Raw genomic sequence first — 25,727 nt, forward strand, 5'->3', positions numbered from 1 at the left:
CACAGCGTTGAAGGCCCGCCGCTGCGACGCCTGGCGGGCGAAAAAGGATCGTCATTATGGCAAAAAGCGCCCGGCGCGCAAACGCCGGGCGCCCGGGGCCGATTCCGCTCTGATCAAGGCGCCTGACGTTGCCGAGCGCCCAGCTCAGTGCAGCGTCGGCGATGGCGCCTGGGGCGAGTCGATGATCGCCTCGATTTCTGCCGCACTAAAATGGTACCGGGTATGACAAAAATGGCACTGCGTATCGATCGCCTTCTGCTCGTCCAGAATGCTGCGCAGCTCATCGGCCCCGAAAGTATGCAAGGCGTTGGCGATGCGCTCCCGCGAGCAGGTGCAGCCGAACGCCAGCGCCTTGGGCGTAAAGACCCGCGTGGTCTCTTCATGGAAGAGCCGGTACAGCACGTCCTGGGCCGGCAGCGCCAGCATCTCGTCGTCGGTGATGGTGGACGCGAGGTGGACGACACGCTCCCAGGCATCGGGATCCTTGTTGGAAGCGTCGTCCGGCAGCTGCTGCAACAGCAGGCCGGCACTGCGCTGGCCGTCGGCGCTCAGCCACAGGCGCGTCGCCAACTGCTCCGACTGCGCGAAGTAGGCCTCCAGGCAACTCGCCAGATGGTCGTGCTCCAGCGCCACGATGCCCTGATAGCGATTGCCCTCGGCAGGATCGAGGGTGATCACGATCTGGCCGTCGCCGACCAGCTGTCGCAGCGTGGCGTTGTCGGCGAATACCTGATTCTCGTCATAGCGGGCGATGGCCCGCAGCTGACCGCCCGGATTGGATTCGGCCATCAGCACATCGACGCCCTGCTTGCCCCGGATTTCCAGGCTGACGGTGCCATCGAGCTTGACGGTCTCGGTCAGCAGGGCCACGGCGCTCAACAGCTCTCCCAGCTGATAGCGGATCGGCTCGGGGTAATCCTGGCGCTCGAGCACTTCCCGGTAGGCGGACTCCAGTTGCACGATCTCGCCGCGTACATTGGTATCGTCGAATAGAAAACGCTGGATTTCATCGTTCATGAATCATGTCTCGTCGGATGCCGGGCGAATCGCTGACGATCGCCCGGCAATGGCAGATAGGGGGTTGGCAGGCAGTTCACGGCGTCAGTGCGCCAGACGTTCAGTCGTCGGTCTGCTGACGCTGGAAGCGGTGGATATCGCGACGCTGGCGCTTGTCCGGTCGCTTGATCGGCGGCTGCATCACCTGATTGGCCAGCTTTCGCTGATGCGCTTCCCGCGCGCGACGGTCGATGCTGTCGGGAGTTTCGGCATAGAGTTGCTGCGCCTCGGGCGCGCCGCGGCGCTGGTCGGACAGCGCCAGAACCTCGACGGTCGCGTTGTCCCAGCCTTGCGGCACCTCGATCAGCGCCCCGACCTCGACATTCCTGCTGGTCTTGACGCGGTTGCCGTTGTAGCGGACCTTGCCGCCTTCGATCGCTTTCTTGGCCAGCTGGCGCGTCTTGAAGAATCGCGCCGCCCACAGCCATTTATCGATACGTACTGTTTCACTCATGGTCTATCACCTCGACTCGCCTGGCAGCCGGTCGGGCTTGACCGATCGTCGCGAGAAAAACGGATTTTGAGTCAAGTTCATCGATCGGATAAGGCGAATAGCTCGCTATTTAACGCATCCGATCGAATAAATTGGCCAAAAGGCCGGAATTCGCAGCAGATCAGCGTTAAGTCCGACAGGCTGCTAGATGGGGGTCGCTGGTCATCGCTTCAAGCCGGCGTTTCGGGCAGCAGTGACGCGAAGCGATCGACGACGGTGAATGCCGGATGCGAACGACCGGGCTTGCGGCTGTCGGGCTGATGGATGCCCAGCAGGTAACGAATGCCGTAATCCCGGGCGCACGCCAGCACGTCGGTATTGTCATCGACGAACAGGCTGCGTGCGGGGTCGAACGGATGCAAGGCCTGCATCGCGTCCCAGAACGCTGGCTGCTCCTTGGGCGCCCCCACGTCCGCGGAAGAGACGATACGGTCGACATAGCGGTCCAGGCCCGTCAACGGCAGCTTGAGCCCGAGACTCTCGCGGTCGGCGTTGGTCGCCAGCACGACGTCCACCGGCGCGGCCTTGAGCCACTCCATGAATGCCAGCGCGTCGGCGCGCCAGCCGATCAGGTGCGCAACCTCGCGTTTGAGCGCGACGATATCCAGCGACAGTTCGCGACTCCAGTGCGCCAGGCTGTACCAGTCCAGCGTTCCGCGGGCGTCGAGGATCCGCGTTTCCAGGGCGGTGCGATGCGAGTCGTCGAGACGATGCAGTTCCACGTAGCGACGCGGCAGATGCTCCAGCCAGAAGTGGCTATCGAAATGTAGATCGAGCAGGGTACCGTCCATATCCAGGAAAACGGTATCGATGGCGTTCCAATCGAGCATCGGCGGCGTCTCGGCAATCGGTAAAAAGAAACTTCCCGTGCGGTGCTTCCATTGCCGCACGGGCGGCATGGGCGTTTCCCCCACGAGCAAGCATCGATTATTGTACCCAGTGCAACCCGCCCGATGCACGGAGGCCCTATGGCGCCGACAGACTCTCCCTCGTTTCCCTTGACCAAGCCGACGATTCTCGAACGGCGCCACATGGCCCAGAGCGAACTGTTTGCCATCGAATCGCTCGACCTGCGCTTCGCCAACGGGGCGGAGCGAACGTTCGAACGCCTGAAAGGCAAGGGACGCGGTGCGGTGATGGTGGTGGCGATGCCGGACCCCGATCATGTACTGCTGATCCGCGAATACGCAGCGGGCTTCGATGAATATATGCTCACCCTGCCCAAGGGATTGGTCGACCCGGGCGAGGACATCATCACGGCCGCCAATCGGGAACTCATGGAAGAGTGCGGCTTCGGCGCCAACCGCATCGAGCCGCTGGTGGAACTGTCGCTGGCGCCCAACTACATGAATCACCGCATGCAGGTGATGCTGGCCAGCGATCTCTACGAAAGGCGGCTGGAGGGGGACGAGCCCGAACCATTGATCGTCGAAACGCACGCCATCGACGACATAACCGGCTTGCTGGCTCGCGACGATTTCCACGAAGGACGCGCCATCGCAGCACTCTTCATCGCGCGAGAGAAGCTGCGCAGCGAGCGCGAGTCCGATAGCTGGTGGTGAAGACATCGCCGCAGCCGCGGGCGGTCCCTCTCTCCCGCCTCTCGACACATGACAAGAAAACGACCCCCGCCCCGCTGAGCGGGACGAGGGTCGAACAGTAATACTAGTTTCGAACGCTTCTATCGCGAAGCGAACAGACGATCACTCGGGATCCACATCCTGGGCAGAGTCGACGCCATGATTACCTTCCATATCGTCCTTCATCGGGCCACGGGCTGCGGATTCATCCTGTGCAGAGCCACCTTGGGCCTTCAGGCTGCCCGGCTGGGTGTTGGCAGAGCCCGTCTGGGCATTGTTCTGGTCCGGGATACTGTTCTCGGACGGTAGCGACCCATGGGTTTCGCCCGACATGCTCCCACCTTGAGCCTTGGTAGGAGCGGATCCACCGGACTGAGTATTGGCCGAACCCGTCTCCGGGCTGACGCTTGGTGCCTGCTCCTGAGCAAAAGCACCCGCGGTGGGCAGAGCGATCAGCGTAGCGAAAATGGCTGCGTTAAGCTTTTTCATGTGAATCCTCCATAATTCATCTTGGCTCGCAACACGATCCCGGCAACCGTTGCCAATGCTGCCCGTGTCACGAGAGCTTGCCTGAGCAATCTATACAAAACCTAGACACTAATTTGGCACTTGGCAAATTTCGGCACCCCCTTCTCCTTCGTTGTCGTAACATTCGATAAAGCGTCGGGCCGCTGGCGACAGTTCCCTGTCACGCCGCCAGAGCAGTTCGAAAGCGGGATTGCGCGTTTTGAAAAGATAGTTCACCCGCGCCACATGACCCCGCGCCACCTGCTCCCGCGCGATACGCTCCGGTAACAGCGCCAGCACCCCGTCGTCTCGTTCCAGCATGGCCAGGATGGCGTAGGTCGACGAGATTTCAATCGACTGTACCGGCTGCGAGAGGCCCGCGGCGACGAACTCCTGCTCCAGCATCCTCGGCATGCTGACGGGATAGACGATCCACGCCTGCCTGGCCAGGGCGATGAAATCGGGCGCTTCGACCTTCACCAGCGGATGCGCGGGATTGGCAACCACCCAGAGCGGTTCGGGAAAATGGCCGTGGCAGTGGTAATCGCCCGGGCGTCGCCCGAAGTTGGAACGACACAGGGCGACATCGATCCGCCCCTGGTCGAGCAGGCGCAACAGCCCCTCGCTGGTATCCTCGATCACCTGCAACGACAGCGAAGGCTGCTCGGCGCGAACCTTGACGACGGCCTCGACGATCGCCGCGATGGCGCCCATCGTTCCCCCCACCGCCAGATGCCCGCCGAAGCCCTGCTGAATACCGATCATCTCCTCGCGCAGATGCGCCACGTCGGTCTGGATCAGCCTCGCGTAGCGCACCACGCAGCGCCCCAGATCGTTGGCTTCCAGCCCCCGCGCGCTACGCCGGAAAAGGGGCGCTCCCAGCGTCGACTCGATCTCGTTCAGCGCCCGTGTCGCGCCGGGCTGGGAAATCGCCACCTGCTCGGCGGCCTTGTGAATGGACCCGCACTCGTCGAGCGCCATCAGCAAGCGCAACTGGCGCAAGCGCAGACGCGACATCAGGGTTTCCAGCGTCGGGGGCATCGGCGACTCCTCTCGCTTGCGACGCGATCAAGAATTGAGACTTTGGGCGAATGCACGATCGTTATCACTCGATCAGTAACTCTCAGTGGTGGGGCGCACCGCGACCGGATAGGGTGTGGCTACCGGAATCATAATAAATAACTGATTAAAAAGGCTTTGACCCGAAGCCGCATAGACCAAAGTGGCACAAGCCGCCCGAGGAGCCAACTCATGGCACTGATCGAACACACCACCGAGGCCCCCGCCTCGATCATCCGCCTGCACGAACGCGATGATGTCGTCATCGCGCGTACGCCGCTGCCCGAAGGTACCGAAGTCCTGCCGGGCATCGTCCTGACAACCGCCGTGCCTGCCGCCCACAAGATCGCCATTCGCGCCCTGGACAGCGGAGACATGGTTCGCCGCTACGGCCAGATCATCGGTCGCGCCATCCGTCCCATCTCGCCCGGCGATCATGTCCACGTCCACAATCTCGGCATCGGCGACCTGGAAGGCGCCGGTCAGGAACAGGGCGATGTGAAGGGCTATTCGAAGGGCTATTCCAAGGACTATTCGAAGGACTATGCCATCGGCAGCGAGGTCACGCCCGTCGAGCGGATCTCTCCCGCCGCCACCTTCATGGGGATTCAACGAGCGGATGGCCGTGTCGCGACGCGCAATTACATCGGCATTCTCACCTCGGTCAACTGTTCCGCCACGGTCGCTCACGCCATCGCCGATCATTTCCGGCGCGACGTTCATCCCGAGGCGATGGCGCCCTACCCCAACGTGGATGGCGTGGTCGCACTGACTCACGGCGTAGGCTGCGCGGTGGCCGCGGATGGCGAAGCGCTGGAGATGCTGCGGCGTACGCTCGCCGGCTACGCGCGCCACGTCAACTTCGCTGCCGTGCTGGTCATCGGCCTCGGCTGCGAGACCAATCAGATCGACGCGCTGATCGAGTCCCAGGGGCTGAAGCCCGGCCCCAGGCTGCACCCCTTCACTATCCAGCAGATCGGCGGCACCACCAAGGCGATCGCCGAGGGCATCCGCCATATCGAGCAACTGCTGAACGAAGCCAACCAGGTCGCACGGACACCCTGCTCGGTCGAGCATCTGCGAGTCGCGCTGCAGTGCGGTGGCTCCGACGGCTACTCCGGCATCACCGCCAACCCTGCCCTGGGCGCCGCCGTGGACCGCTTGATCGCCAACGGCGGGAGCGCCGTACTGGCCGAGACGCCGGAAGTCTACGGCGCCGAACACCTGCTGACGCGCCGGGCGGTCACCCCCGCCGTCGCCCACAAGCTGATCGAGCGCATCCACTGGTGGGAGGAGTTCTGCCGGGTTCGCGGCGCTTCGCTCGACAACAACCCGTCTGCGGGCAACAAGGCCGGCGGCCTGACCACGATTCTCGAGAAGTCGCTGGGCGCGGTGGCCAAGGCCGGCACCACGCCGCTGGTCGAGGTTCTCGAATACGCCGAACCCATGCGCGAACGCGGCCTGGCCTTCATGGACTCCCCCGGCTTCGACCCGGTCTCGGTTACCGGCCAGGTCGCCAGCGGCTGCAATCTCATCGCCTTCACCACCGGCCGCGGCAGCGCCTTCGGCTGCGCGCCGGTCCCCTCCATGAAGCTTTCCACCAATAGCGCGCTGTGGCGCCATCAGGCGGACGACATGGATATCAATTGCGGCGCACTGATCGATGGTGAGGTCGAGATGGAACAGCTGGGCGAGCAGATCTTCCAGCGCTTTCTGACGCTGGCCTCCGGCGAGCGCAGCCGCAGCGAACGTCACGGCTACGGCCAACAGGAGTTCGTGCCCTGGCAGATCGGCGTCATTACCTGAGAGTCAGATCATCGACCGTCGAAAGTAAGCGACCCGAGCCAGCACCTGCTGGCTCGGGTCGTTTCGGATACGCCGCAACGGGTTCGACGTACGTCAGGCCAGGCTAACGAACTGCCCCGACTCGGCACTCTGGATGCCGGCCTCCAGCACCCGCATCACCTCCAGCGCAGCCTCCGCCGTCACCGGCAGCGGCGAACCGCTGCGAATGGCGTCGCGAACGCCAGCGTAGTAGGCCAGATAGTTCCCGGGCAGGGTCGGCACCTCGTGCAGTTCCGGCTGAATGCCCTCACGCACCTGGCCGATCGTCATCATGCCGTGGCGCCAGTCCTCTCCCCAGTGCGGCGATGGCAAGCGGTCGCCGCGCTTGAGCATGTCCTCCTGCGGGTCGAGGCCATGCTTGACGTAGCTGGCCCGCGTGCCATGAACGGTGAAGCGAGCCCCGGGCGCCGACACCAGCGTGCCGCCATGCAGTATCACGCGACATTCCCGATAACGGAGGACGGCATGGAAGTAGTCGTCGACCTTTGCCCCCTCGCGCTGACAGGCCAGATCGAGCGAGATCGCCTCCGGCGTGCCGAACAGGACCAAGGCCTGGTCGAGCAGATGGGAGCCGAGATCGAACCAGGCGCCGGCGCCGGGCGCGGGATCCTCGCGCCAGCGCTGCGCGACATCCGGGCGGAAGCGATCGAAATGCGACTCGAAATGCACGATTCGGCCCAGCGACTGGCTATCGATGAGATTGCGCACGGTCAGGAAGTCAGAGTCCCAGCGCCGGTTGTGAAATACCGACAGCAAGCGCTTGGCCTTGGCGGCCTGATCGCACAGCTTGCGGGCTTCATCCAGCGTCACGGTAAACGGCTTGTCGACGACGACGTGTTTGCCTGCAGCCAGCGCCTCGCTGACCAGCGAGTAGTGCGTCGCATTCGGCGTGGGAATGACGACCAGATCGATATCGTCGCGAGCGAACAGCGCCTGCGGCGTTGATTCTACCGGCACGCTCGGCCAGTCAGCATGAACCTTGTCGGCGTCCCGGCTCGCCACGGCAACCAGCGAAAACCCCTCCTGCGCGGTGATCAAAGGCGCGTGGAACCGTTTACTGGCCATGCCATAGCCGACCAACCCCACACGGATGGATCCCTTCATGCTGCGTCCCTTAGAGATGAATTCCTGATCGCTTCGCTGGGCAACCCGGCGAAGCGTGAGTGTTTCCTAGGGTATCGCATCCACGAAAGTAATGATTTAACCCAAACGGTGGAGTTGGTTCACAGGATTCAACGCCCGCCGTCCCGCCGCCTCCTCCCTGAGGACATTGCTAGTGGCAGAAGTAGCGCTGAAAAAAGTAGCGCTGAAAAAAGTAGCGCTGAAAAAAGTAGCGCTGAAAGAAATGGCGCTGAAAGAAATGACGCTGAAAACAGAGACAGCGTGAGGCCTCACGCCTTGGCGATCGCCAATGGCGGTCGGCGCTGCTGCCACGCCGTGGGTAGCCTCGCCTCCAGCCAATGGCGTATCGGCGCCACCACGAAGCGCTGCATCAGCAGCGCCAGAATGACGATCAGCGCCAGATGAAACGCCATCGTCCACAGCGGAATCGCGAACTTGAGCGCCAAGTTGCTACTATCGGCGATCCAGCTTTCGTGCCATCGCTGCAGCAGCCAGCGCGTCCCCCTCGCCATCGGGCCGATCAGCGGCGTATGCAACGCGAAGATGCACAGTGCCGACTCTCCCAACCGCTGCGCCCAGGCCCTTACCATCGCGCTGCTCGGCGCAGCGAACGCACAAACGCTGAGCAGCACCAGCGCCTGGAAAGGCAGTAACAGGCCGTTGTGGGTCAAGTAATACAGATGCAGACCATCCATCTTGAGCAACCAGACCCCGACCGGCACACCGCACAAGCCGAGCGCCATCAGCGGGTAGCGAAAGCGCCGAAACAGCGAGCTCACCGTTTCGGACTGCCAGGCCCGATAGAGCAAAATGCCGGCCAGGAACTCCGGCAGACGAAACAGCGGGTTACGGTGCAGAACGCCCACCGTCACGTAGTCGAACGAGCCCGCTAGAGTCGCCACGAGCGGCCCCAAGGCGTAGAGCCCCCAGACGCCTAGCAGCGCCAGCCCCCAGCGCTGAATGCGCATCAGCCTCGGCGCCAGCCACGGGAAGCAGACATAGAAGAACAGCAGCGCGGAGATCGACCAGGACGCGCCGTTCAGCCACAGGAAGCGCGGCTCCCAGGCCTGCAGCAGCGTCAGCTGCAGCGCGATATGGCCCAACGCACTCGGCCAGGAAAGACGATCCGAAAACGCGGCTCGCGCTTCATCGCTCAGCGGGTAATAGGGGTGCGAGTTGAAGTAGACGTAAACCCCTTCCGGACGAATGGGGTACTGCAGCAACAGCAGCCCGATCGACAGCAGCATCGTCAGCACGTGAATCGGGTAGAGATTGCACAGCCGCTTGGCAACGAAGGCCGGGCCGTGCATCTTCATCTCTCCCGCATGGTCCAGCGCCACGTGGGCGAGCAGGAAGCCGGACAGCATGAAGAACGTGCTGGTGGCGAAGAAACCCATGCCGACGAAACTTCTCACCATGTCGGGCATTTCGCTGTAGATACCGCCGAAGTGATAGGCGACCATCCACAGCGCCATCAGGAAGCGAAGCCACTCCAGCCCGTAATATCGTTGCCGCTTGATCGTGGACACGAAGCCACCTCCTTCACAACGCCGGATTGCGTCTGACGTCCCGAGCCGCCCAATAAGACCCAAGAGGCAACCTGGAACGATTGATATCGCGGCGAGCGCCGATGGAGCAGCCAGCCAGTCGAGTCGATAGCGAGGAATCAGCGGAAAAGCGGTACCGGGGATCGGTCGAACCACGGTCATCGGGGAATGCCCCGCTATCGTCGCCAAAGCGTAACCAAACGGCAACGGAAATCATCTGACTGTGTCGTCAATCACGGGGATTTACACAAAGCCTCGCGCCTTGTCGCCAGACGACGACAGTTTCTCGCGCCTCGACCCGACAACTTCCATCGCAGATGCGCTAAGCTCTGTCTGAAAACGCGAACCGACCCGATCGTCGGCCAGGACCTCGTTTCTTCGTCTACCCGTTTCTCAACCACCTCGAACCAGGAGCCAGCATGAGTCAAAATCCCCCCGTCGCGTTCATTACCGGTGCCACCTCAGGGTTCGGGCGCGCCTGCGCTCATCGTTTTGCCGAGGCGGGCTGGGCCCTGGTGCTGACCGGCCGTCGGCAGGAACGTCTGGAAGCGGTCAAGCAGCAGCTGGAAGACAAGGTCCCGGTTCATGTCGCCACGCTGGATGTCCGCGAGCGCGATGCCGTCGCCCGCGTGGTCGAGGAACTGCCGCCAGCGTTCAAGGCCGTCAAGGTACTGGTGAACAATGCCGGGCTGGCCCTGGGTGCCGGCCCGGCCCAGGAGGCGAATCTGGACGACTGGCAGACCGTCATCGACACCAACATCACCGGGCTTGTCAACGTGACGCGTACGTTGCTGCCGACGCTGATCGAGGTCGGCCGCGGCGCCGCCATCATCAACATCAGCTCCACCGCGGCGCTATGGCCCTATCCGGGCAGCCACGTCTACGGCGCGTCCAAGGCGTTCGTCAACCAGTTCTCCTACAACCTGCGCTGCGATCTCAAGGGCACCGGCGTTCGGGTCACCGACATCGCGCCCGGCATGGCGGAAACCGAGTTCACGCTGGTGCGGACGAAAGGCGACCAGGGCGCCCACGACAAGCTCTATGACGGTGTGGAGCCGATCCAGCCGGAAGACGTCGCCGAACAGGTCTTCCTCGCCGCGACGTTGCCGCCGCACCTCAATATCAACCGGCTCGAGCTCATGCCCGTGTGCCAGTCGTGGGGCGGGCTCTCGGTAGATCGGGACTGACCGAGGCTCGACGACAGCCGAACCAGCCCCGACGTCGCTGGCAATGTCTCGCCGTCCGGGGCACTCTCGAAGACGGGTCACGCCTGCTACCGGGCGCCATCTCCACAACCACAGTCATTTCCAGAACCACAGCCATCTCTACAATCACGGCTATCTTCATAATCACGGCTATCTTCATAATCACGGCTATCTTCATAATCACAACAATGAGATCGACATGTCTGACGTTTCTCCCACCGCCGCGACGACCGAGCGCGAGCGGCCACCTCTGTGGTTGACCGCCGCCCCCGGCCTGTTTCTGCTGTTGTGGTCGCTGGGGTTCCCGGTCGCGAAGATCGGCACCCTGCACGTGGATCCGTTGCTGTTTCTGGGTCTACGGTTCGTGCTCGTGCTGGCGATCATGCTGCCGATCTGGCTGTGGCTGCGCCCGCCGATGCCGGCCCGGCCGAGCGCCTGGGGCCACCAGGCCGTGGTCGGGTTCCTGATCCAGACCGTCTACTTCGGTTGCTGCTACAGCGCCTTCGCGCTGGGCAGTTCCGCCGGCGTCGTGGCGCTGGTCGTCTCGCTGCAGCCGATCCTGGTCGCCCTCGCCGCCCCGGCGATGGTAGGAGAAACCATCGGTACGCGACGCTGGCTCGGCTTCGGGCTGGGTTTCGTCGGCGCCGTGGTGGTGATTCTCGGTCGCTCGACGGTGGAAGGCGTCACGCTCAGCGGCCTGCTGCTGACCATCGCCGCCCTGCTCGGGATGAGCGGCGCGACGCTCTACGAAAAGCGCTACGGCCAGCCGTTGCACCCGGTCAGCGCCAACCTGATTCAATATGCCACCGGGCTGGTCACGACGCTGCCGCTGATCCTGCTGTTTGGTCACTTCACGCTCGACTGGGACGGCGCGCTCGTCGGGTCGCTGGCCTACCTCGTCATCGGCAATTCACTGATCGCGATCTCGCTGCTGCTGGCGATGATCCGACGTGGCGAGGCCTCGCGGGTATCGGCGCTCTTCTATCTGGTGCCGCCCTGCGCCGCGCTGTTTTCCTGGTGGCTGATCGACGAACCCATGCCGCCGATCTCGTGGCTGGGCATGGGCATCGCCGCCGCCGGCGTCGCCCTGGTCAGCCGCAAGCCCCGCAACCGGCAAGCCTGAGTTCGACGACAGCTGGCCATGCGGTTCCCGACGATCAGCTCTTGGCAATCAGCAGCGCCCCGGCGCCGATCATCAGCGATCCGGCGCCCCGGTTCAGGCGCCGCTGGGCGCGGGAGGAACGAAAGACTCTCCGTGCCCGCGCCGCACCGGCCGCGACCAGGCAGAGTCCGCCCATCAGGCCAACGACGGTCAGCGTTACCAGCAGCGTCAGCGAAGAACCACCGAGCCGATCCAGATCGACGAACGTCGGCAGGAACGCGATGTAGAACAGGATCACCTTGGGATTGGAGGCAGAGATCAGGAACCCCTGCACCATGCCGGCAAGCGTCCCGCCGCTGGAACCGGTCGCCGGCATCTCGTCATCCTGTGTCGGGCTCGTCCACAGCTTCCAGCCGAGATAGAACAGGTAGAGCGCGCCCAGAACCCGGATCACCCCGAAGACCTCTCCCCAATGCTCGGCAAGAGTCGCCAGGCCGAAGGTGGCGAGCAGCAGGTAGAGCACGTCACTCAGCGTCATGCCCACCGTCAGCGAGAGGCAGCGGCGGAAGCCGGCATTCATGCCGGTGGCGATCAGGGCGAACACGCCCGGGCCGGGCGTGATGGCGAACAGGAAGATCGCCAGAAGATAGGTAACGGCACTTTCGAATGTCATGAGGGTTCACGGATCCGGGGTCGACGAACGTCGATTGTCCACCTCGCAAAAGCGGCAGCGCAAGTGCGCTGCCGCTCGGGGTCGTTTCCGCGAACCGGGAAGGCTCAGCAGTTGCCCTTCTTGGCCTGGCCCGGCGGGCAGAAATCGCCGTCGCCGTGCCCATGGCCGTGATCGCCATCGCCGATGACGACCGGCGGTTCCGGATCGATCCGCGCCGGGTGATAGCTGCAAGCGCTCAGCAGCACCATTGCCAGCAGCCCCCAGATCGCCGCGATCATGTAGCGCGACCGCTGTTTCTTCTCGCTCTTGGACACACCTTGCTCCTTGTTTTTCATGCAGGTCGATGCCATGCCGGCCTCGTCAGCCAGCGTAACACGATGCAGGCACTCGTCGTCTCAGCGGCCGAACACGACCTTGGCCACATCCGGATATACCCTGGCGAAATGCACGGTCATCCCCGTCTTGAGATAGTCGGGCAGCTCGTCATAGTCGCGTTTGTTGGCCTCCGGCAGGATCAGCTCGAAGATATCGCTGCGGCGCGCGGCGATCACCTTCTCGCGAATACCGCCCACCGGCAGCACCTGGCCGGTCAGCGTCAGCTCGCCGGTCATCGCCAGCGGGCGATCGATACTCTGGTTCCGGGCAAGCGACATCAGCGCCGTGGTCATGGTGACGCCCGCCGAGGGGCCGTCCTTCGGCGTCGCCCCCTCCGGCACGTGGAGATGGACGAAAGCCTCGTTGAAGAAGTCCGCATCGGCCCCGTACTCGCCCAGATGACCCAGCGTGTAGCTGTAGGCAATATTGGCGGACTCCTGCATCACCTCGCCCAGCTTGCCGGTGAGCTTGAAGCCGCGGGTCAATGCGTGGACCTTGGTCGCCTCGATGGGCAAGGTGGCGCCGCCCATCGCCGTCCAGGCCAGGCCGGTGACCACGCCCACGCCCTTGAGCACCTTCTCCTTGCGGAACAGTGGCGCGCCGAGGAACTCCTCCAGGTTGTTGACCGAGACCTTGACCGTCTCCTGATTCTGCTCGAGCATCTTGACCGCCGCCTTGCGCACGATCCGGTGGAGCTGCTTCTCCAGCTGGCGCACGCCGGCTTCCCGGGCATAGCCTTCGATCACCTGCCTGAGCGCAGCGTCGGTCAGGTTGATGCGCTTCTTGGGAATGCGGTCGCGCTCCAGCAGCTTCGGCCACAGGTGATGCTTGGCGATCGCCATCTTCTCTTCGGCGATATAGCCCGAAAGCCGGATCTGCTCCATGCGGTCGAGCAGCGGCCCGGGAATGGTATCGAGCTGGTTGGCCGTACACACGAACAGCACCTTGGAGAGATCCAGGCGCACGTCGAGATAATGATCGAGAAAGTCGACGTTCTGCTCCGGGTCCAGCACTTCGAGCAGCGCCGAGGCGGGATCGCCCTGGAATGACTGCCCCATCTTGTCGATCTCGTCGAGCATGATCACCGGGTTCTCGACCTCGACCTCCTTGAGCGCCTGTACCAGCTTGCCGGGCATGGCGCCGATGTAGGTGCGGCGGTGGCCCTTGATCTCGGCCTCGTCGCGCATCCCCCCCACCGAGAAACGATAGAACTTGCGCCCCAGGGCATCAGCGATCGAGCGCCCGACGGACGTCTTGCCCACGCCCGGCGGCCCGACGAGCAGCACGATCGAACCACCGACATCGCCCTTGAACGATCCTTCGGCCAGGAACTCGATGATGCGCTCCTTGACGTCGGTGAGGCCGTCGTGATCACGGTCCAGCACACCACGGGCGCGCTTGAGATCGAGCTGGTCCTCCGAGGTGATGCCCCAGGGCAGCGAGGTCAGCCAGTCGAGGTAGTTGCGCGTGGTGCCGTACTCCGGCGAGCCGGTTTCCAGCACCGACAGTTTGCCCAGCTCGTCGTCGATACGCTCCTGAACCCGCTCCGGCACCTGCAGGTTCTCGAGCCGATCACGGAAGGTATCGACGTCGCTCTCGCGGTCGTCCTTTGAGATGCCCAGCTCTTTCTGGATCACCTTGAGCTGCTCGCGCAGGAAGAACTCGCGCTGGCGCTCCTGCATCTGCGAATTGACCTGCTCGCTGATCTGGTTCTGCAGTTGCGCGACCTCTATCTCCTTGCGCAGCAGCGGCAGCACCTTCTGCATGCGATCCATGATTGGCAGCGTCTCGAGCACGCTCTGCAGCTCGCGACCCTTGGCCGAAGTAATAGCCGCGGCGAAGTCGGTCAGCGGGCCCGGCTCGTGGGGGCTGAAGCGGTTGAGATAGCTCTTCAGTTCCTCGCCATAGAGCGGGTTGATCGGCAGCAGCTCCTTGATGCCATTGATCAGCGACATCGCATAGGCACGGGCTTCCTCGGCCTCGGCATCGACCGGCTCGCGGGGATAGGAGACTTCGACAAGATACGGCGGCGTCTTCGACAGCCAGCGCTGAATGCGAAAGCGGCGCATGCCCTGGGCGATGAACTGGATCTGCTGATCTTCGTTCTGGGTGCGGTGGACCTTCACCGCCGTCCCGATCTCGGGAAAGCTGCCGGGATTGAGCTCGTCGACCCCGACATCGCCCACGAACGCCACGCCCACCATGTGGTGCGGCGTGTTGGCGACCCGTTTCATGGTCTCTTCCCAGCGCTGGCGCTGAATGATCAGCGGCTGCACCTGGGCCGGGAAGAACGGACGATTATGGATGGGGAGGAGATAGATTCGCTCCGGCAGATAATCGCCGGAGGGAACGACGGCGCCACTGGCCGATGAGTGTGACTTCTGATCATTGCCAGGTGTCTCCTGGCTGGCTTCGAAATAGTCCGCGGAATCCCGGTTATGATCGCTCATTATTCACCCTGAGTTCGTGGCCAGTGCTGGCCGAATGACCTAGGGATGCGGGCGCCGGGGCGGGAGTTCAAGTCGATGAAGGGAGATTGGTTCAGAAAACCGTGCCAGGCGCGAGAGCCTGGCACGGCCGGACCTTCGGATATCAGCCCGGATCGGCCAGCAGCGTCACCAGCGGTATCTGCTGGCCATTGACGTCGAGCACGCCATCCGTCAGCTCGACCTGCAACGAATTCCCGCTCATCGGCAGACCCAGGAACATCATCAGTATCGCCGGCGCACCCTCCAGGGTCAGCCGCCCTTCCAGCCGCCGAACGACTTCGCGCTGAAGCGTATCGGCCGCCATCGTATCGAGATTCCAGCCTTCGATGCCCGCGCCGTCAACGCCGAGCTCGCCACTGCCGCGCATCTTCATGCCCAGCACCGGGCTATTGGCGGTCAGGCTATCCAGCGAAAGATGCGGCGAACCTGCCACCAGCGCCTGGATCGACGATCGAAGCGGCTGCAGCGCCGTCTGGAGCCTGGCGTCGTCCTCGCTATCGATGGCGGCCTGAATGTCGGCCAGATGCTCGTCCAGCGCTGCCACCAGCGACCGATAGGCGTCCCCATCGACATGATCCAGCGTCAGCGCGACGCCACCGTCGAAGATCGACTGGTCCTGCACCCGGGTCTCGCCCACGTTCGCTTGCAGCTGCATCACCAGTTGCTCGGCGCCGAGATTGGCTTCCACGGCGTAGCGGACATCCCTGGAGACCACGCTCGGGCTGTCAGCGGGTGTGACCGTGGTCGTCGGAACGGTCAGCGACATCGCCTGGTGGAAGGCCTGGTCGTTGCCCTCGAATGTGCCGGACAGCGTGGTCCCTTCGATCAGGATATCGGTCTGGTCATCGGCCATTCGCAGCCGCGGCGCGTCTCCCTGAACGGTGACCTTGCCATCGACCTGCTCGAGATCGAGCGACAGCCCGGCGAAATCCAGCTGCATGTCGCGGGCCGCGGTGATCTCTCCAGCCGCGTCCTGCGTCGGCACGCTGACGGTCTGCGAGAAGCCCGGCAGCATGAAGTGCGCTTCCAGCTTCTGCTCGCGGGTCAGGAAACGCCCGGTCCAGGTCATCGGGCCGGGGCTTGCGAGCACATCGCCGAACAGCGTCTCGCCACCGCTGCCCCGCACCTGCGCTTCACCGTTCAGCGTCGTCTCGAGCAGGCCGTGCCCCGCCTGGTAAGGCACCTCGACGACGACCGGGTCGGCATTCTGGGCCACCGCCATGTAACGCGCTTCGATGCGGCCGCTGGAATGAAACCAGCCGCTGTCGACATCATCGCGCGTGACCCGCCAATCGGGACTGGCATCGAGCCGCGTGACCAGCTTTTCGATCTCGCTATCGAAGCGCTGGCTCGAATAAGCCTGAGCGCCCAGATAGCCGCCCCCCGCCAACACGATCACGACCGCTCCCGCGATCATCCATTTACGCATGCGTTACTCCTGAGAGCGAAATTGGGAGGCTGACGGATCCACGGTTATCGCCGCTCGTGGCTCGTGGCTCGTGGCTCGTGGCTCGTGGCTCGTGGCTCGTGGCTCGTGGCTCGTGGCTCGTGGCTCGTGGCTCGTGGCTCGTGGCTCGTGGCTCGTGGCTCGTGGCTCAATGCAGCCAGAACCACAGATGCATCGTGCTCCAGGCGTACACCCCGGCGAGGATATCGTCGAACATGATGCCGATGCCCCCGGCGACACGGCGGTCGACCCAGCGAATCGGCCAGGGTTTGAGGATGTCGAAGACGCGGAATACCACGAAGCCCCACAGCGCGGCTTCCCAGGAGAACGGCACTGCTGCCATGGTCAGCCAGTAGCCGACGAATTCGTCCCAGACGATCCCGGAATGGTCGTGGACGCCGAGATCGCGGGAGGTCGTCTCGCAGAGCCAGATGCCGACCAGCGTCGCCACGCCCAGCAGCCCCATGTAGATCGTCAGCGGCAGCCCCGACAGCAGCCAGTAGAACGGGATCGCGGCCAGGGTACCGAAGGTCCCCGGCGCGAACGGCACGGCGCCGCTGCCCAGCCCGAACGCCAGGAAATGCGTCGGCCGACGCCATACACTCGTGGGCGCCCGGTTCATGAGGCGGTCTCCGGAAAGTGGTCCCACCCGCTGCGCTCGAGGTAGCGCGGAGGAATGCCCTGAATGCCTTCGCCCTCGATGATCCGCCCGATCGGCGTCAGCGGCAGATGTAGCGGAGCCAGGCGGCGCTGGGCTTCGGCAAGATCCGACTCCGCCAGCGTCACCAGCAGTTCATAGTCGTCACCGCCGTTGAGCACCCGCTCCCGAACCTCGTCCAGCTCGAGCGTCGCACGCAGCGGTGTCGCCAACGGCAATGACTCGAGATCGAGGCGCGCCCCCACGCCGGAGGCCACGAGCACGTGCTGCAGGTCCGCCAGCAGGCCATCGGAGACATCGATCGCGCTACTCGCCAGCCCTCTCAGCGCTTCTCCCGCCGCCAGGCGCGGTTCGGGGCGCAGATAGGCCTCGAGCAATGGATGTCCCGCCTCGCGCTCACCACGCTGCCAGCGCGCGAGCCCGGCAACGGCCCGACCGGGATAACCGGTCACCGCGACCAGATCCCCCGCCCGCGCCCCGCTGCGCCGCAACGCCTGGCCGGCGGGCAGCTCGCCATGCACCGTCACCCCGATCGTCAGCGCGCCGCGGGTCACGTCGCCGCCGACCAGCTCGCAGCCGCTGCGGGCGGCCAGTTCACGGAAGCCCTCGGCGAACGCCTCGAGCCACTCGGGGTCGGCCGCCGGCAGCGTCAGCGCCATGCAGCACCAGCGCGCCCTGGCCCCCATCGCCGCGAGATCGCTCAAGGCGACGGCCAGCGCACGGTGGCCAATGGCCGCCGGTGGCGCGTCATGGGGAAAATGGGCATCGACGACGGACGTATCGACGCTGATCGCGAGCTGATGCCCCGGCGTGGGCGTGAGCACCGCACAGTCGTCACCGTTGCCGACGACGACATCGCTCCGCTCGGCCGCCGCAGGGCGCGACAGATAGCGAGCGATCAGCTCGAATTCGCTCAACGAAGCGCGATTCATGTCAACGACGGCGAGCAGCGACCTCGGCGCCCCGCAGCCGCGAGGCGAGCTTGTCGAGGATGCCGTTGATGTATTTGTGACCGTCGGTCGCGCCGAATACCTTGGCCAGCTCGACCCCCTCGTTGATGACGGCACGATAGGGCACTTCGGGCCGACGCGACAATTCGTAGGTCCCGAGACGCAGGATTGCCAGCTCGATACGATCCAGATCTTCCAGACGCCGGTCGAGCAACGGGGCAATGGCAGCGTCCAGTTCGGCGCGATGGTTGGCCGTGTTGTGCAGCAGATCACGGAACAGCGCCTTGTCGGCGATCTCCATCACCCTGTGCCAGTTTTCGTGATCCTCGAGATCGTCATCGGCGACCTGCGAACGAAACTCGGCCTCGACGGCAGTGATCGACTTGCCGGTCATCTGCCATTGATAGAGCCCCTGGACCGCCAGCTCGCGGGCGGCGCGACGCGACTCCTGAGCCGGCGTCGGCTGTCGTGACGGTGAACTCATGCCTCGCCTCCCAATCGCTTGAACAGAGATACCATTTCCATGGCCGCCATGGCCGCCTCGGTGCCCTTGTTGCCCGCCTTGGTGCCGGCGCGCTCGATGGCCTGATCGATCGAGTTGACCGTCAGCACCCCGTTGGCGATGGGCGTCGAGAACTCCAGCTGCAGGCTGCTCAGCGAGGAATTGCAGTTGCCCGCCACGTATTCGAAGTGCGGCGTACCGCCACGGATGACCGCGCCCAGCGCGACGACCGCGTCGGGCCGGGACACCTGCAGCACGCGCTTGACCGCCAACGGCAGCTCCCAGGCGCCGGGAACATGGATCAGCTCGATGTTCTCTTCACTGACGCCGTGGCGCATCAGGCTATCGATGGCGCCTTCCACGAGACTATCGACGACATGGTGATTGAAACGGCCCACGACGATGGCATAGCGGCCATCGACATCGGTGAACTGGCCTTCCAGTTGAGCGATCGGTTGCATTATCGGTTTCCGGATACACTGCGCCAGAGTCGTCACGAATACGAATCTGGACGCGAAAAAAACAGTCTGATTGGCCGGCGCCAGAACCTAGGGCCTAGCGCGCGAAGCCGGCCATCTTACCATGGCCGCGCGGCCTTACCACGCTCGCGACGGTTCCGGCGCGCGGCGGCCCTGGCGCCAATCCCGTTCAGGCATCGCCGCTGACCAGTTCGACCACTTCCAGATCGAAACCGGAGAGGGCCGAGAAACGCCACGGCGAACTCAGCAGGCGCATCTTGCCGACGCCGAGCTGGCGCAGGATCTGCGCCCCGGTGCCGATCGACAGGAAATTTCCCGTGCCATCGGCAGCGCTGGAGCGCGGCGCCGAGCGATGCCCCAGCAGCACATCGAACTGCTGCTTGAAATCGCCCTGAGGGCGCGCATCGTCGAGCAGCACGAAAACGCCCGCCTCCGCCCGACCGATCTCGGCCAGCGCGGTGTGAGCCGTCCAGTGGCTGTCCGCACGACACAGCGCGAGCAGGTCACGCAGCGTGTCGCCGCCATGCACGCGCACCGTCGTCGGCGTGGCGTGTTCGGGCTCGCCCTTCACCAGCGCCAGATGGTGCCGATCCTGAATGGTGTCGTGGAAGACATGCAGGGTCATGTCGCCGAACGCGGTCTGCACCGGCGTCTGCTCGACCGCCTCGACGGTACGCTCGTTGAGCATGCGATAGTGGATCAAATCGGCGATGGTACCGATCTTGATGTCATGCTCGGCGGCGAAGCGTTCGAGCTCCGGCCGGCGCGCCATACTGCCGTCCTCGTTCATGATCTCGCAGATCACGCCGGTGGCCTCGAAGCCGGCCATGGCGGCCAGGTCGCAGGCCGCCTCGGTGTGACCGGCGCGACGCAGGACGCCACCCGGCTCCGCCATCAGCGGGAAGATATGACCGGGCTGGACGATATCCTCCGGCCGCGCGCCCCGCGCCGCCGCGGCACGCACGGTGAGCGCGCGATCCGCCGCGGAGATTCCCGTGGTGACGCCGGTGGCCGCCTCGATCGAGACGGTGAACTTGGTGCCGTAGCCGGAGCCGTTGTCGCTGACCATCAGCGGCAGCTTCAGCTGCTGGCAGCGCGCCTTCGACATCGGCTGGCAGATCAGGCCGCGAGCGTGACGCGCCATGAAATTGATATGGTCGGCCTCGACGCACTCGGCCGCCATGATGATGTCGCCTTCGTTCTCGCGGTCCTCGTCATCCATGAGGATGACCATCCTGCCTTGCCGAATCTCTTCGACCAGGACCTCGATACTGGCCAGCTGGTTCGATTGCGTTGTCGTCATTGCTGATTCATCCACGGAAACCGCCATCTGCTGAAACCACCGTCCAACGAGGCCAGAGAGGCTCGATGCGGCACAGCCTACCTGTCGCGAGACACGGACGCTACTGTCGGATGACGGCGACACGTCCCTGCCCTTTCACTGTGCGCGGCCTGCCCGCTCACCTCACCCCGCCTTGATCGGACGCCCTGACAGGTCGTGCCGAAATATGCCAATCCTCGCCCACCGCGCGGATGTCGTCGATCTCCAGCCGCCGCTGCTGGCTCATCGACATCAGCCCCGGCAGGGCGAAGAGCGGCCGCGCCTCGCTGCCCAGCAGCGTCGGCGCCATGAACAGTTCGAGCCGGTCGACGCAGTCCGCCTCCAGCAAGGCTCCGGCCAGGGTGGCGCCGGTTTCGACGAGCACCTCGTTGCATGCTTCCCGCGTGGCCAGATAGCGCAGCACGCCCGCGAACTCGACGCGCCCCTCGGCATTGGCCGGCATCAAGACCACCTCGGCGCCGGCCGCTTCGAGCTTGCGCCGTCGCTCGGTCATCTCCGGCTGGATCGTGAAGACCAGCGTCCGCCCCGGCTCGCTCAGGCAGGCCGCCGCCAGCGGCAGCCGCAGTTGGCTATCGAGAATCACCCGCAACGGTTGGCGCCGGGCAATCGCCTCGGCATCATCCAGCCCCAACTGCTCGGCACGCACCGTCAGCCGGGAGTCGTCGAAGATGATCGACTCCACCCCGGACAGCACCGCGCTGGACGCGGCGCGCAGACGCTGCACCTGCTGCCGCGCGGCCGGCCCGGTGATCCACTGGGATTCGCCGTTGGCCATTGCCGTGCGGCCGTCGAGGCTCATCGCCATCTTCAGCGTGACCCGCGGCAGCCCGTCACGCATGCGGCGAATGAAGCCGGGGTTGAGTCGTCGCGCGTCCTCCTCGAGCAGCCCGACCTCGACCTCGATGCCCGCTTCGCGCAGCATCGCGAAGCCTCGCCCGGAGACCTGCGGGTTGGGATCCTCCATCGCCGCGACCACCTTCGCCACGCCAGCATCGATCAACGCCTGGCTGCAAGGGCCGGTGCGCCCGGTATGCGAGCAGGGCTCGAGGGTGACGTACGCCGTCGCGCCACGGGCCACCTCGCCGGCCATGCGCAGCGCGTTGACCTCGGCATGCGCCTCGCCGGCGCGCGCATGAAACCCTTCTCCGACGATGCGGCCCTCCTTGACCAGCACGCAGCCGACTCGCGGATTGGGATCACAGGTATATTGTCCGTGCCAGGCAAGCTGAATCGCCCGCGCCATCCAGGCCGCCGGCGTCGTAGGCTCGGCGCGGGAGGCGTCCGGAGAACGGGAAGGAAACTCGGAACGGGACAGAGGTTCGGAATGGGACAGAGATTCGGAATGGGAAAAGGACATGGCGGCTCGCTCGAAAAGACGGGGAGTCTGACAACGACAACAAGGGCGCCGGCTCAGCGAGGGTCGCCGTTGTCCTCCGAAGACACTGTCGGCTCCTGGGAAAGCCGATCGATCTCGGCACGAAACTCGTCGAGATCCTGAAAACGGCGATAGACCGAGGCAAAACGAATGTAGGCCACATGATCGAGACGCTGTAGGGCTTCCATCACCTCTTCCCCCACGGCACGCGCTTCGACTTCTCGATCGCCGCGTGCCCGCAGCCGCTGGCGAATTCGCTCGACAGCCGCCTCGAAGGACTCCACGCTGACCGGACGCTTCTCCAGTGCCAGCGCCATGCCGGCACGCATCTTCTGCTCGTCGAAGCTTTCCCGGGAGCCGTCGGACTTGACCACCCGCGGCATCACCAGTTCGGCGGTCTCGTAGGTCGTGAAGCGCTCCCCGCAACCGGCACACTGACGGCGACGACGCACTTGATCGCCCTCGGCCACCAGGCGGGAGTCGGTCACCTTGGTATCGTGCGCACCACAAAAAGGGCAATGCATCGTCGGGTCTACCTGTCAGCGTGGGCGATTTGGGAATCGCCGCTATTGTTAAGTGAACGAGAAAAAGCGATTAAATGAAGCAGAGAGTGTAACGGTTTGGGCAACATAGCGGAAACGCGCCGAAAAACGGCAGCGGTTTTCATGTTGGCCCGTCTTCTGCAAGGATATCGTGACCCTCAGTCACAACAACACCTTGATACGCTCGTTGCGTACGCCAACCGCTGAAATCAGGAACCCCGCCCCATGCCGAGCCGTGCCGCGAACTACCCCGCGCTTTCCGAAGAAGCTTTCATCGAGCGCGCCAACGCGCGCCTGGAAGAGGTATACGGCCCCCGTCGCGACGAAATCATGCGCCGCCTGATGACGCTACTGATGCACCAGCGCAGTGCATTGGACACGTTGCCCAGGCCGACATGGAGCGAGCGCGACCAGATTCTGATCACTTACGGCGATACCATCATCGACGGCGAGCGGCCGCCGCTGGAAGTGCTGGACGACTTTCTCGCCACGCGCCTCAACGGCACGTTCAGCGGCCTGCACATCCTGCCGTTCTTTCCCTGGAGCAGCGACGACGGCTTCTCGGTGATCCACTATCGCGAAGTGAACCCCAGCCTCGGCGACTGGCAGGATATCCGTCGGCTGGCGTCTCGGGTCGATCTGATGGTCGATCTGGTCATCAACCACGTCTCCCGCGACTCGCTGTGGTTCACCGACTATCTCTCCGGCACGCAGCCGGGGCGCGACTACTTCATCGAGATGGACCCGGAAACGGATCTCTCCATGGTCACGCGGCCGCGCAACTCGCCGCTGCTGGTGCCGGTCTCGACGCGACGGGGCACCCGCTACCTATGGGCGACCTTCTCCGAGGACCAGATCGACCTCAACTTCGCCAACCCGGACGTGCTGCTCGAGTTCGTCGGCATCCTGCTCTATTACGTCCAGCAGGGCGCGCGCATCATCCGTCTCGACGCGGTCACGTACCTGTGGAAGCAGGTCGGCACCAACTGCGTCCACCTGCCCCAGACCCACGCCATCGTGCGGCTGCTGCGGGCGATTCTGGATTTCATGGCGCCGGGCACGCTGCTGATCACCGAGACCAACGTGCCGCACCACGAAAACATGAGCTACTTTGGTCTTGAAAGGCTGGGTCCCGAACGGCCGGGTCTCGAACGACAGGGCCCCGACCGCCTCGAAGACAAGCGCCCGATGCCCGACGAAGCGCACATGATCTACCAGTTCACGCTGCCGCCCCTGCTCGTGCATACCCTGACCAGCGGCGACGCCACGACCCTGAGCGACTGGGCGCGGAGCCTGCCGACGCTGCCGCCGGGCTGCACCTACTTCAACTTCACCGCCAGCCACGACGGCATCGGGGTCAGAGCGCTCGAGGGGCTGCTGCCGCAGCACGAGCTGGACATCATGCTCGAACTGATGCACCGCTTCGGCGGCTACGTCAGCATGAAGACCAACCCGGACGGCAGCGACTCGCCCTACGAGATCAACATCACCTATTACGACGCCATGAAGGGCACCCGCCGAGGCGCCGATGCCTGGCAGGTCGAGCGCTTCCTGTGCAGCCAGAACCTGATGCTGGCGCTGCAGGGCATTCCCGGCGTCTACTTCCACAGCCTGACCGCGACGCTCAACGACCACGGCGGCGTCGAGCGCAGCGGCAAGCTGCGTTCGATCAATCGCCGCCGCTGGCCCAAGGAAGAGCTGGACGAACTCATCGACAGCCGCAGCACGCCGACCCGCGAGGCGTTCACCTCGCTCAAGCGCCGGCTCAACATCCGCGCCAACGAGCCCTGTTTTCACCCCGAAGCTGCCCAGCGCGTGCTCGACACCCCGCCCGGCATCTTCGCCATCGAGCGCGGCCCGCTGCCCAACGGTCGGCGTCTGCTGGCGATCTACAACATCAGCGATACCCGCCAGCCGCTGGAGATCGGCGAACTCGACGAAGGGGACTGGTACGACGTGCTCAAGGACGGCAAGCGCTGGAGCCCGCATCCGGAAGAACGCGACATCCTGCGCCCCTACCGTAGCCTGTGGCTGGTGCAGCCCTGACGCGCATCGGGGCGCGGTCGTGAAGGAAACGGCAACGGCCCCGACGCGGGCGATGAATCGAAACGATTGCACCGCCCGCATCGGCTGCCGTCCGGTCGGCGGGAGCGGCGTCTACACGTCGCCGCTGTTATCCAGCTCCACCGCCTCATAGAGACGATCCTGCAGGTCGGGAATGGCGGCCTGCACCCGGTTCCAGCTGGGGATGAACGGCTTGTCGCGGGGTGATTCGAAGAACGCGGCGCCGGCCTGCATGATGTTGTCGGCGAACAGCTCCACCGCCGCCTCCTCGCTGTGGCGGTCGAGCTTGAGCCCGTTCATCGCCGCATCGTGATCGTAGGCTTCGATCAGATCCAGCGCCACGCGATAGTAGGTCGCCTTGACGGTACGGAAGCTCTCGACGCTCATCTCCACGCCAAGCGTCGCCAGCTTGCGATACATTGCCTTGGCGATATCCATGCTCATGCGGTTCAGACCACCCGACGGATCGTCTTCCGATACCGGCTGATGCTTGTGGTCGTAGGCATCGGCGATATCGACCTGACACAGCCGCTTGGTCGAGAAGTTGCGGTGCACCTCGGAAAGCACGCCGATCTCCAGCCCCCAGTCGCTGGGAATGCGAATGCCATCGAGCACGTCGGCCCGCATCGAGAACTCACCGGAGATCGGATAACGGAAGCTGTCGAGATAGTCCAGGTAAGGCAGCGGCCCGTAGATCATCTTGAACGCCCGGATTAGCGGCGTGACCATCAACCGCGCCACGCGGCCGTTGAGCTTGCCGGAAGCAATCCGCGAGTAGTAACCCTTGCAGAACTCGTAGTGAAAACGCGGATTGGCCACCGGATAGATCAACCGGGCCAGCAGCCCGCGATCGTAGGTCACGATATCGCAGTCATGCAGCGCAACCGACTCGGCCTTGCCGGACGCGCGCACATAACCGGAGCAGTACCAGACGTTACAGCCTTTACCCGGCTCCTGGGGGGCCAGATTCTCCTGGGCCAGCTCCTGATGCAGGGCCTGAAGACGCGGGCCATCGTTCCACAGGATGCGGTGGTGCTGCGGCAGGCGGGAAAAGAACTCGCGTGCCTTCAGAAACTGCTCGCGATCGGCGCGATCCAGCCCGATGACGATCTCGCTGAGATAAGGCACCTTGCACAGCTCGTCGACGATATGCGAAAGCGCCGGCCCTTCCAGCTCCGAATACAGCGACGGCAGGATCAACCCCATCGGCCGGCTGCGCGAGAACTGCTTGAGATCGGTTTCCAGTGCCTCCACCGAGCGGCGGGTGAGGTTGTGGAAATTGGTAACGATACCGTTCTGATAGAAATCACTCATG

General features: G+C 64.3%; 24 protein-coding genes. 5 read left to right on the top strand and 19 right to left on the bottom strand.

Annotation, left to right across the window (positions count from 1 at the left end; translation table 11 throughout):
• Positions 1-144: 144 nt before the first annotated feature.
• The 3 genes from hslO to R3F72_RS00570 form a co-directional block, all read right to left on the bottom strand.
• Positions 145-1,017 (bottom strand): Hsp33 family molecular chaperone HslO, encoded by an 873-nt coding sequence (gene hslO, locus R3F72_RS00560; RefSeq protein ID WP_332778631.1) that lies wholly within the window; start codon positions 1,015-1,017, stop codon positions 145-147.
• A gap of 100 nt (positions 1,018-1,117) precedes the next feature.
• Positions 1,118-1,510 carry an RNA-binding S4 domain-containing protein gene (locus R3F72_RS00565; protein ID WP_071232558.1) on the bottom strand — a complete coding sequence of 131 codons (393 nt, stop codon included), beginning with the start codon at positions 1,508-1,510 and terminating at the stop codon, positions 1,118-1,120.
• A gap of 209 nt (positions 1,511-1,719) precedes the next feature.
• A complete protein-coding gene (locus R3F72_RS00570; RefSeq protein ID WP_332778822.1) occupies positions 1,720-2,379 on the bottom strand; it encodes an HAD-IA family hydrolase in 660 nt (219 codons plus the stop codon).
• A 138-nt stretch (positions 2,380-2,517) separates the two neighbouring features.
• Here R3F72_RS00570 and nudE point away from each other — a divergent pair, with 138 nt between their 5' ends.
• Positions 2,518-3,111, top strand: coding sequence for an ADP compounds hydrolase NudE (nudE, locus tag R3F72_RS00575; RefSeq protein ID WP_332778632.1), 594 nt, complete (start codon positions 2,518-2,520; stop codon positions 3,109-3,111).
• A gap of 141 nt (positions 3,112-3,252) precedes the next feature.
• On the opposite strand, the gene R3F72_RS00580 is transcribed toward nudE, so the two are convergent.
• Both R3F72_RS00580 and R3F72_RS00585 read right to left on the bottom strand, forming a co-directional pair.
• On the bottom strand, positions 3,253-3,618 hold the full coding sequence (locus tag R3F72_RS00580; RefSeq protein ID WP_322529137.1) for a hypothetical protein: 366 nt from the start codon (positions 3,616-3,618) through the stop codon (positions 3,253-3,255).
• A gap of 108 nt (positions 3,619-3,726) precedes the next feature.
• Positions 3,727-4,677 carry a LysR family transcriptional regulator gene (locus tag R3F72_RS00585; protein ID WP_332778633.1) on the bottom strand — a complete coding sequence of 317 codons (951 nt, stop codon included), beginning with the start codon at positions 4,675-4,677 and terminating at the stop codon, positions 3,727-3,729.
• Between the two features lie 210 nt (positions 4,678-4,887).
• On the opposite strand from R3F72_RS00585, the gene R3F72_RS00590 reads away from it, so the two are divergent.
• Positions 4,888-6,501 carry a UxaA family hydrolase gene (locus tag R3F72_RS00590; RefSeq protein WP_332778634.1) on the top strand — a complete coding sequence of 538 codons (1,614 nt, stop codon included), beginning with the start codon at positions 4,888-4,890 and terminating at the stop codon, positions 6,499-6,501.
• A 93-nt stretch (positions 6,502-6,594) separates the two neighbouring features.
• Here R3F72_RS00590 and R3F72_RS00595 read toward each other — a convergent pair whose 3' ends face one another.
• Positions 6,595-7,644, bottom strand: a complete 1,050-nt coding sequence (locus R3F72_RS00595) for an oxidoreductase (protein WP_332778635.1) — start codon at positions 7,642-7,644, stop codon at positions 6,595-6,597.
• A 287-nt stretch (positions 7,645-7,931) separates the two neighbouring features.
• A complete protein-coding gene (locus R3F72_RS00600; protein ID WP_332778636.1) occupies positions 7,932-9,191 on the bottom strand; it encodes an acyltransferase family protein in 1,260 nt (419 codons plus the stop codon).
• Positions 9,192-9,628: 437 nt separating this feature from the next.
• On the opposite strand from R3F72_RS00600, the gene R3F72_RS00605 reads away from it, so the two are divergent.
• Positions 9,629-10,396 (top strand): SDR family NAD(P)-dependent oxidoreductase, encoded by a 768-nt coding sequence (locus R3F72_RS00605; RefSeq protein ID WP_332778637.1) that lies wholly within the window; start codon positions 9,629-9,631, stop codon positions 10,394-10,396.
• A 217-nt stretch (positions 10,397-10,613) separates the two neighbouring features.
• Positions 10,614-11,537: a DMT family transporter gene (locus R3F72_RS00610; RefSeq protein WP_332778638.1), complete on the top strand. Its 924-nt coding sequence runs from the start codon at positions 10,614-10,616 to the stop codon at positions 11,535-11,537.
• A 34-nt stretch (positions 11,538-11,571) separates the two neighbouring features.
• On the opposite strand, the gene R3F72_RS00615 is transcribed toward R3F72_RS00610, so the two are convergent.
• From R3F72_RS00615 to nrdR, 11 genes are all read right to left on the bottom strand, one after another.
• Positions 11,572-12,189, bottom strand: a complete 618-nt coding sequence (locus R3F72_RS00615; RefSeq protein ID WP_332778639.1) for a LysE family translocator — start codon at positions 12,187-12,189, stop codon at positions 11,572-11,574.
• A 104-nt stretch (positions 12,190-12,293) separates the two neighbouring features.
• Entirely contained in the window at positions 12,294-12,503 is a 210-nt protein-coding gene (locus R3F72_RS00620) for a hypothetical protein (RefSeq protein ID WP_332778640.1), read from the bottom strand.
• An 81-nt stretch (positions 12,504-12,584) separates the two neighbouring features.
• Entirely contained in the window at positions 12,585-15,014 is a 2,430-nt protein-coding gene (gene lon / locus R3F72_RS00625; protein ID WP_332778641.1) for an endopeptidase La, read from the bottom strand.
• 142 nt (positions 15,015-15,156) lie between these two features.
• On the bottom strand, positions 15,157-16,482 hold the full coding sequence (locus R3F72_RS00630; RefSeq protein WP_332778642.1) for a DUF945 family protein: 1,326 nt from the start codon (positions 16,480-16,482) through the stop codon (positions 15,157-15,159).
• Positions 16,483-16,648: 166 nt separating this feature from the next.
• Positions 16,649-17,122, bottom strand: coding sequence for a phosphatidylglycerophosphatase A family protein (locus R3F72_RS00635; RefSeq protein ID WP_071232544.1), 474 nt, complete (start codon positions 17,120-17,122; stop codon positions 16,649-16,651).
• Positions 17,119-18,090: a thiamine-phosphate kinase gene (gene thiL / locus R3F72_RS00640; RefSeq protein ID WP_332778643.1), complete on the bottom strand. Its 972-nt coding sequence runs from the start codon at positions 18,088-18,090 to the stop codon at positions 17,119-17,121. Before thiL ends, R3F72_RS00635 begins: the two co-directional genes overlap by 4 nt.
• Before the next feature lies 1 nt (position 18,091).
• Entirely contained in the window at positions 18,092-18,592 is a 501-nt protein-coding gene (gene nusB, locus R3F72_RS00645; RefSeq protein WP_332778644.1) for a transcription antitermination factor NusB, read from the bottom strand.
• On the bottom strand, positions 18,589-19,071 hold the full coding sequence (gene ribH / locus R3F72_RS00650) for a 6,7-dimethyl-8-ribityllumazine synthase (protein ID WP_071232541.1): 483 nt from the start codon (positions 19,069-19,071) through the stop codon (positions 18,589-18,591). Before ribH ends, nusB begins: the two co-directional genes overlap by 4 nt.
• A 187-nt stretch (positions 19,072-19,258) precedes the next feature.
• A complete protein-coding gene (ribBA, locus tag R3F72_RS00655; RefSeq protein WP_332778645.1) occupies positions 19,259-20,392 on the bottom strand; it encodes a bifunctional 3,4-dihydroxy-2-butanone-4-phosphate synthase/GTP cyclohydrolase II in 1,134 nt (377 codons plus the stop codon).
• Positions 20,393-20,549: 157 nt separating this feature from the next.
• Complete coding sequence (gene ribD, locus R3F72_RS00660; RefSeq protein WP_332778823.1) at positions 20,550-21,674, bottom strand: bifunctional diaminohydroxyphosphoribosylaminopyrimidine deaminase/5-amino-6-(5-phosphoribosylamino)uracil reductase RibD; 1,125 nt, start codon at positions 21,672-21,674, stop codon at positions 20,550-20,552.
• A gap of 167 nt (positions 21,675-21,841) precedes the next feature.
• On the bottom strand, positions 21,842-22,330 hold the full coding sequence (gene nrdR / locus R3F72_RS00665; protein ID WP_087719199.1) for a transcriptional regulator NrdR: 489 nt from the start codon (positions 22,328-22,330) through the stop codon (positions 21,842-21,844).
• A gap of 243 nt (positions 22,331-22,573) precedes the next feature.
• Between nrdR and R3F72_RS00670 the strand changes: the two genes are divergently transcribed.
• On the top strand, positions 22,574-24,394 hold the full coding sequence (locus R3F72_RS00670; protein ID WP_332778646.1) for a sugar phosphorylase: 1,821 nt from the start codon (positions 22,574-22,576) through the stop codon (positions 24,392-24,394).
• Positions 24,395-24,505: 111 nt separating this feature from the next.
• Here the strand turns inward: R3F72_RS00670 and R3F72_RS00675 are convergent, their stop codons facing one another.
• On the bottom strand, positions 24,506-25,726 hold the full coding sequence (locus tag R3F72_RS00675) for a glycosyl transferase (protein ID WP_322529124.1): 1,221 nt from the start codon (positions 25,724-25,726) through the stop codon (positions 24,506-24,508).
• Between the last annotated feature and the right edge of the window lies 1 nt (position 25,727).

The organism is Salinicola sp. 4072, from assembly GCF_036663415.1.
Taxonomy (GTDB): Bacteria; Pseudomonadota; Gammaproteobacteria; order Pseudomonadales; family Halomonadaceae; genus Salinicola; species Salinicola salarius_A.

What these genes read in the sequence shown, in the direction of transcription:
- hslO (WP_332778631.1), bottom strand. Translation starts at nt 1,017, where the DNA reads ATGAACGATGAAATCCAGCGTTTTCTATTCGACGATACCAATGTACGC.
- R3F72_RS00565 (WP_071232558.1), bottom strand. Translation starts at nt 1,510, where the DNA reads ATGAGTGAAACAGTACGTATCGATAAATGGCTGTGGGCGGCGCGATTC.
- R3F72_RS00570 (WP_332778822.1), bottom strand. Translation starts at nt 2,379, where the DNA reads ATGCTCGATTGGAACGCCATCGATACCGTTTTCCTGGATATGGACGGT.
- nudE (WP_332778632.1), top strand. Translation starts at nt 2,518, where the DNA reads ATGGCGCCGACAGACTCTCCCTCGTTTCCCTTGACCAAGCCGACGATT.
- R3F72_RS00580 (WP_322529137.1), bottom strand. Translation starts at nt 3,618, where the DNA reads ATGAAAAAGCTTAACGCAGCCATTTTCGCTACGCTGATCGCTCTGCCC.
- R3F72_RS00585 (WP_332778633.1), bottom strand. Translation starts at nt 4,677, where the DNA reads ATGCCCCCGACGCTGGAAACCCTGATGTCGCGTCTGCGCTTGCGCCAG.
- R3F72_RS00590 (WP_332778634.1), top strand. Translation starts at nt 4,888, where the DNA reads ATGGCACTGATCGAACACACCACCGAGGCCCCCGCCTCGATCATCCGC.
- R3F72_RS00595 (WP_332778635.1), bottom strand. Translation starts at nt 7,644, where the DNA reads ATGAAGGGATCCATCCGTGTGGGGTTGGTCGGCTATGGCATGGCCAGT.
- R3F72_RS00605 (WP_332778637.1), top strand. Translation starts at nt 9,629, where the DNA reads ATGAGTCAAAATCCCCCCGTCGCGTTCATTACCGGTGCCACCTCAGGG.
- R3F72_RS00610 (WP_332778638.1), top strand. Translation starts at nt 10,614, where the DNA reads ATGTCTGACGTTTCTCCCACCGCCGCGACGACCGAGCGCGAGCGGCCA.
- R3F72_RS00615 (WP_332778639.1), bottom strand. Translation starts at nt 12,189, where the DNA reads ATGACATTCGAAAGTGCCGTTACCTATCTTCTGGCGATCTTCCTGTTC.
- lon (WP_332778641.1), bottom strand. Translation starts at nt 15,014, where the DNA reads ATGAGCGATCATAACCGGGATTCCGCGGACTATTTCGAAGCCAGCCAG.
- R3F72_RS00630 (WP_332778642.1), bottom strand. Translation starts at nt 16,482, where the DNA reads ATGCGTAAATGGATGATCGCGGGAGCGGTCGTGATCGTGTTGGCGGGG.
- R3F72_RS00635 (WP_071232544.1), bottom strand. Translation starts at nt 17,122, where the DNA reads ATGAACCGGGCGCCCACGAGTGTATGGCGTCGGCCGACGCATTTCCTG.
- thiL (WP_332778643.1), bottom strand. Translation starts at nt 18,090, where the DNA reads ATGAATCGCGCTTCGTTGAGCGAATTCGAGCTGATCGCTCGCTATCTG.
- nusB (WP_332778644.1), bottom strand. Translation starts at nt 18,592, where the DNA reads ATGAGTTCACCGTCACGACAGCCGACGCCGGCTCAGGAGTCGCGTCGC.
- ribH (WP_071232541.1), bottom strand. Translation starts at nt 19,071, where the DNA reads ATGCAACCGATCGCTCAACTGGAAGGCCAGTTCACCGATGTCGATGGC.
- ribBA (WP_332778645.1), bottom strand. Translation starts at nt 20,392, where the DNA reads ATGACGACAACGCAATCGAACCAGCTGGCCAGTATCGAGGTCCTGGTC.
- ribD (WP_332778823.1), bottom strand. Translation starts at nt 21,674, where the DNA reads ATGGCGCGGGCGATTCAGCTTGCCTGGCACGGACAATATACCTGTGAT.
- nrdR (WP_087719199.1), bottom strand. Translation starts at nt 22,330, where the DNA reads ATGCATTGCCCTTTTTGTGGTGCGCACGATACCAAGGTGACCGACTCC.
- R3F72_RS00670 (WP_332778646.1), top strand. Translation starts at nt 22,574, where the DNA reads ATGCCGAGCCGTGCCGCGAACTACCCCGCGCTTTCCGAAGAAGCTTTC.
- R3F72_RS00675 (WP_322529124.1), bottom strand. Translation starts at nt 25,726, where the DNA reads ATGAGTGATTTCTATCAGAACGGTATCGTTACCAATTTCCACAACCTC.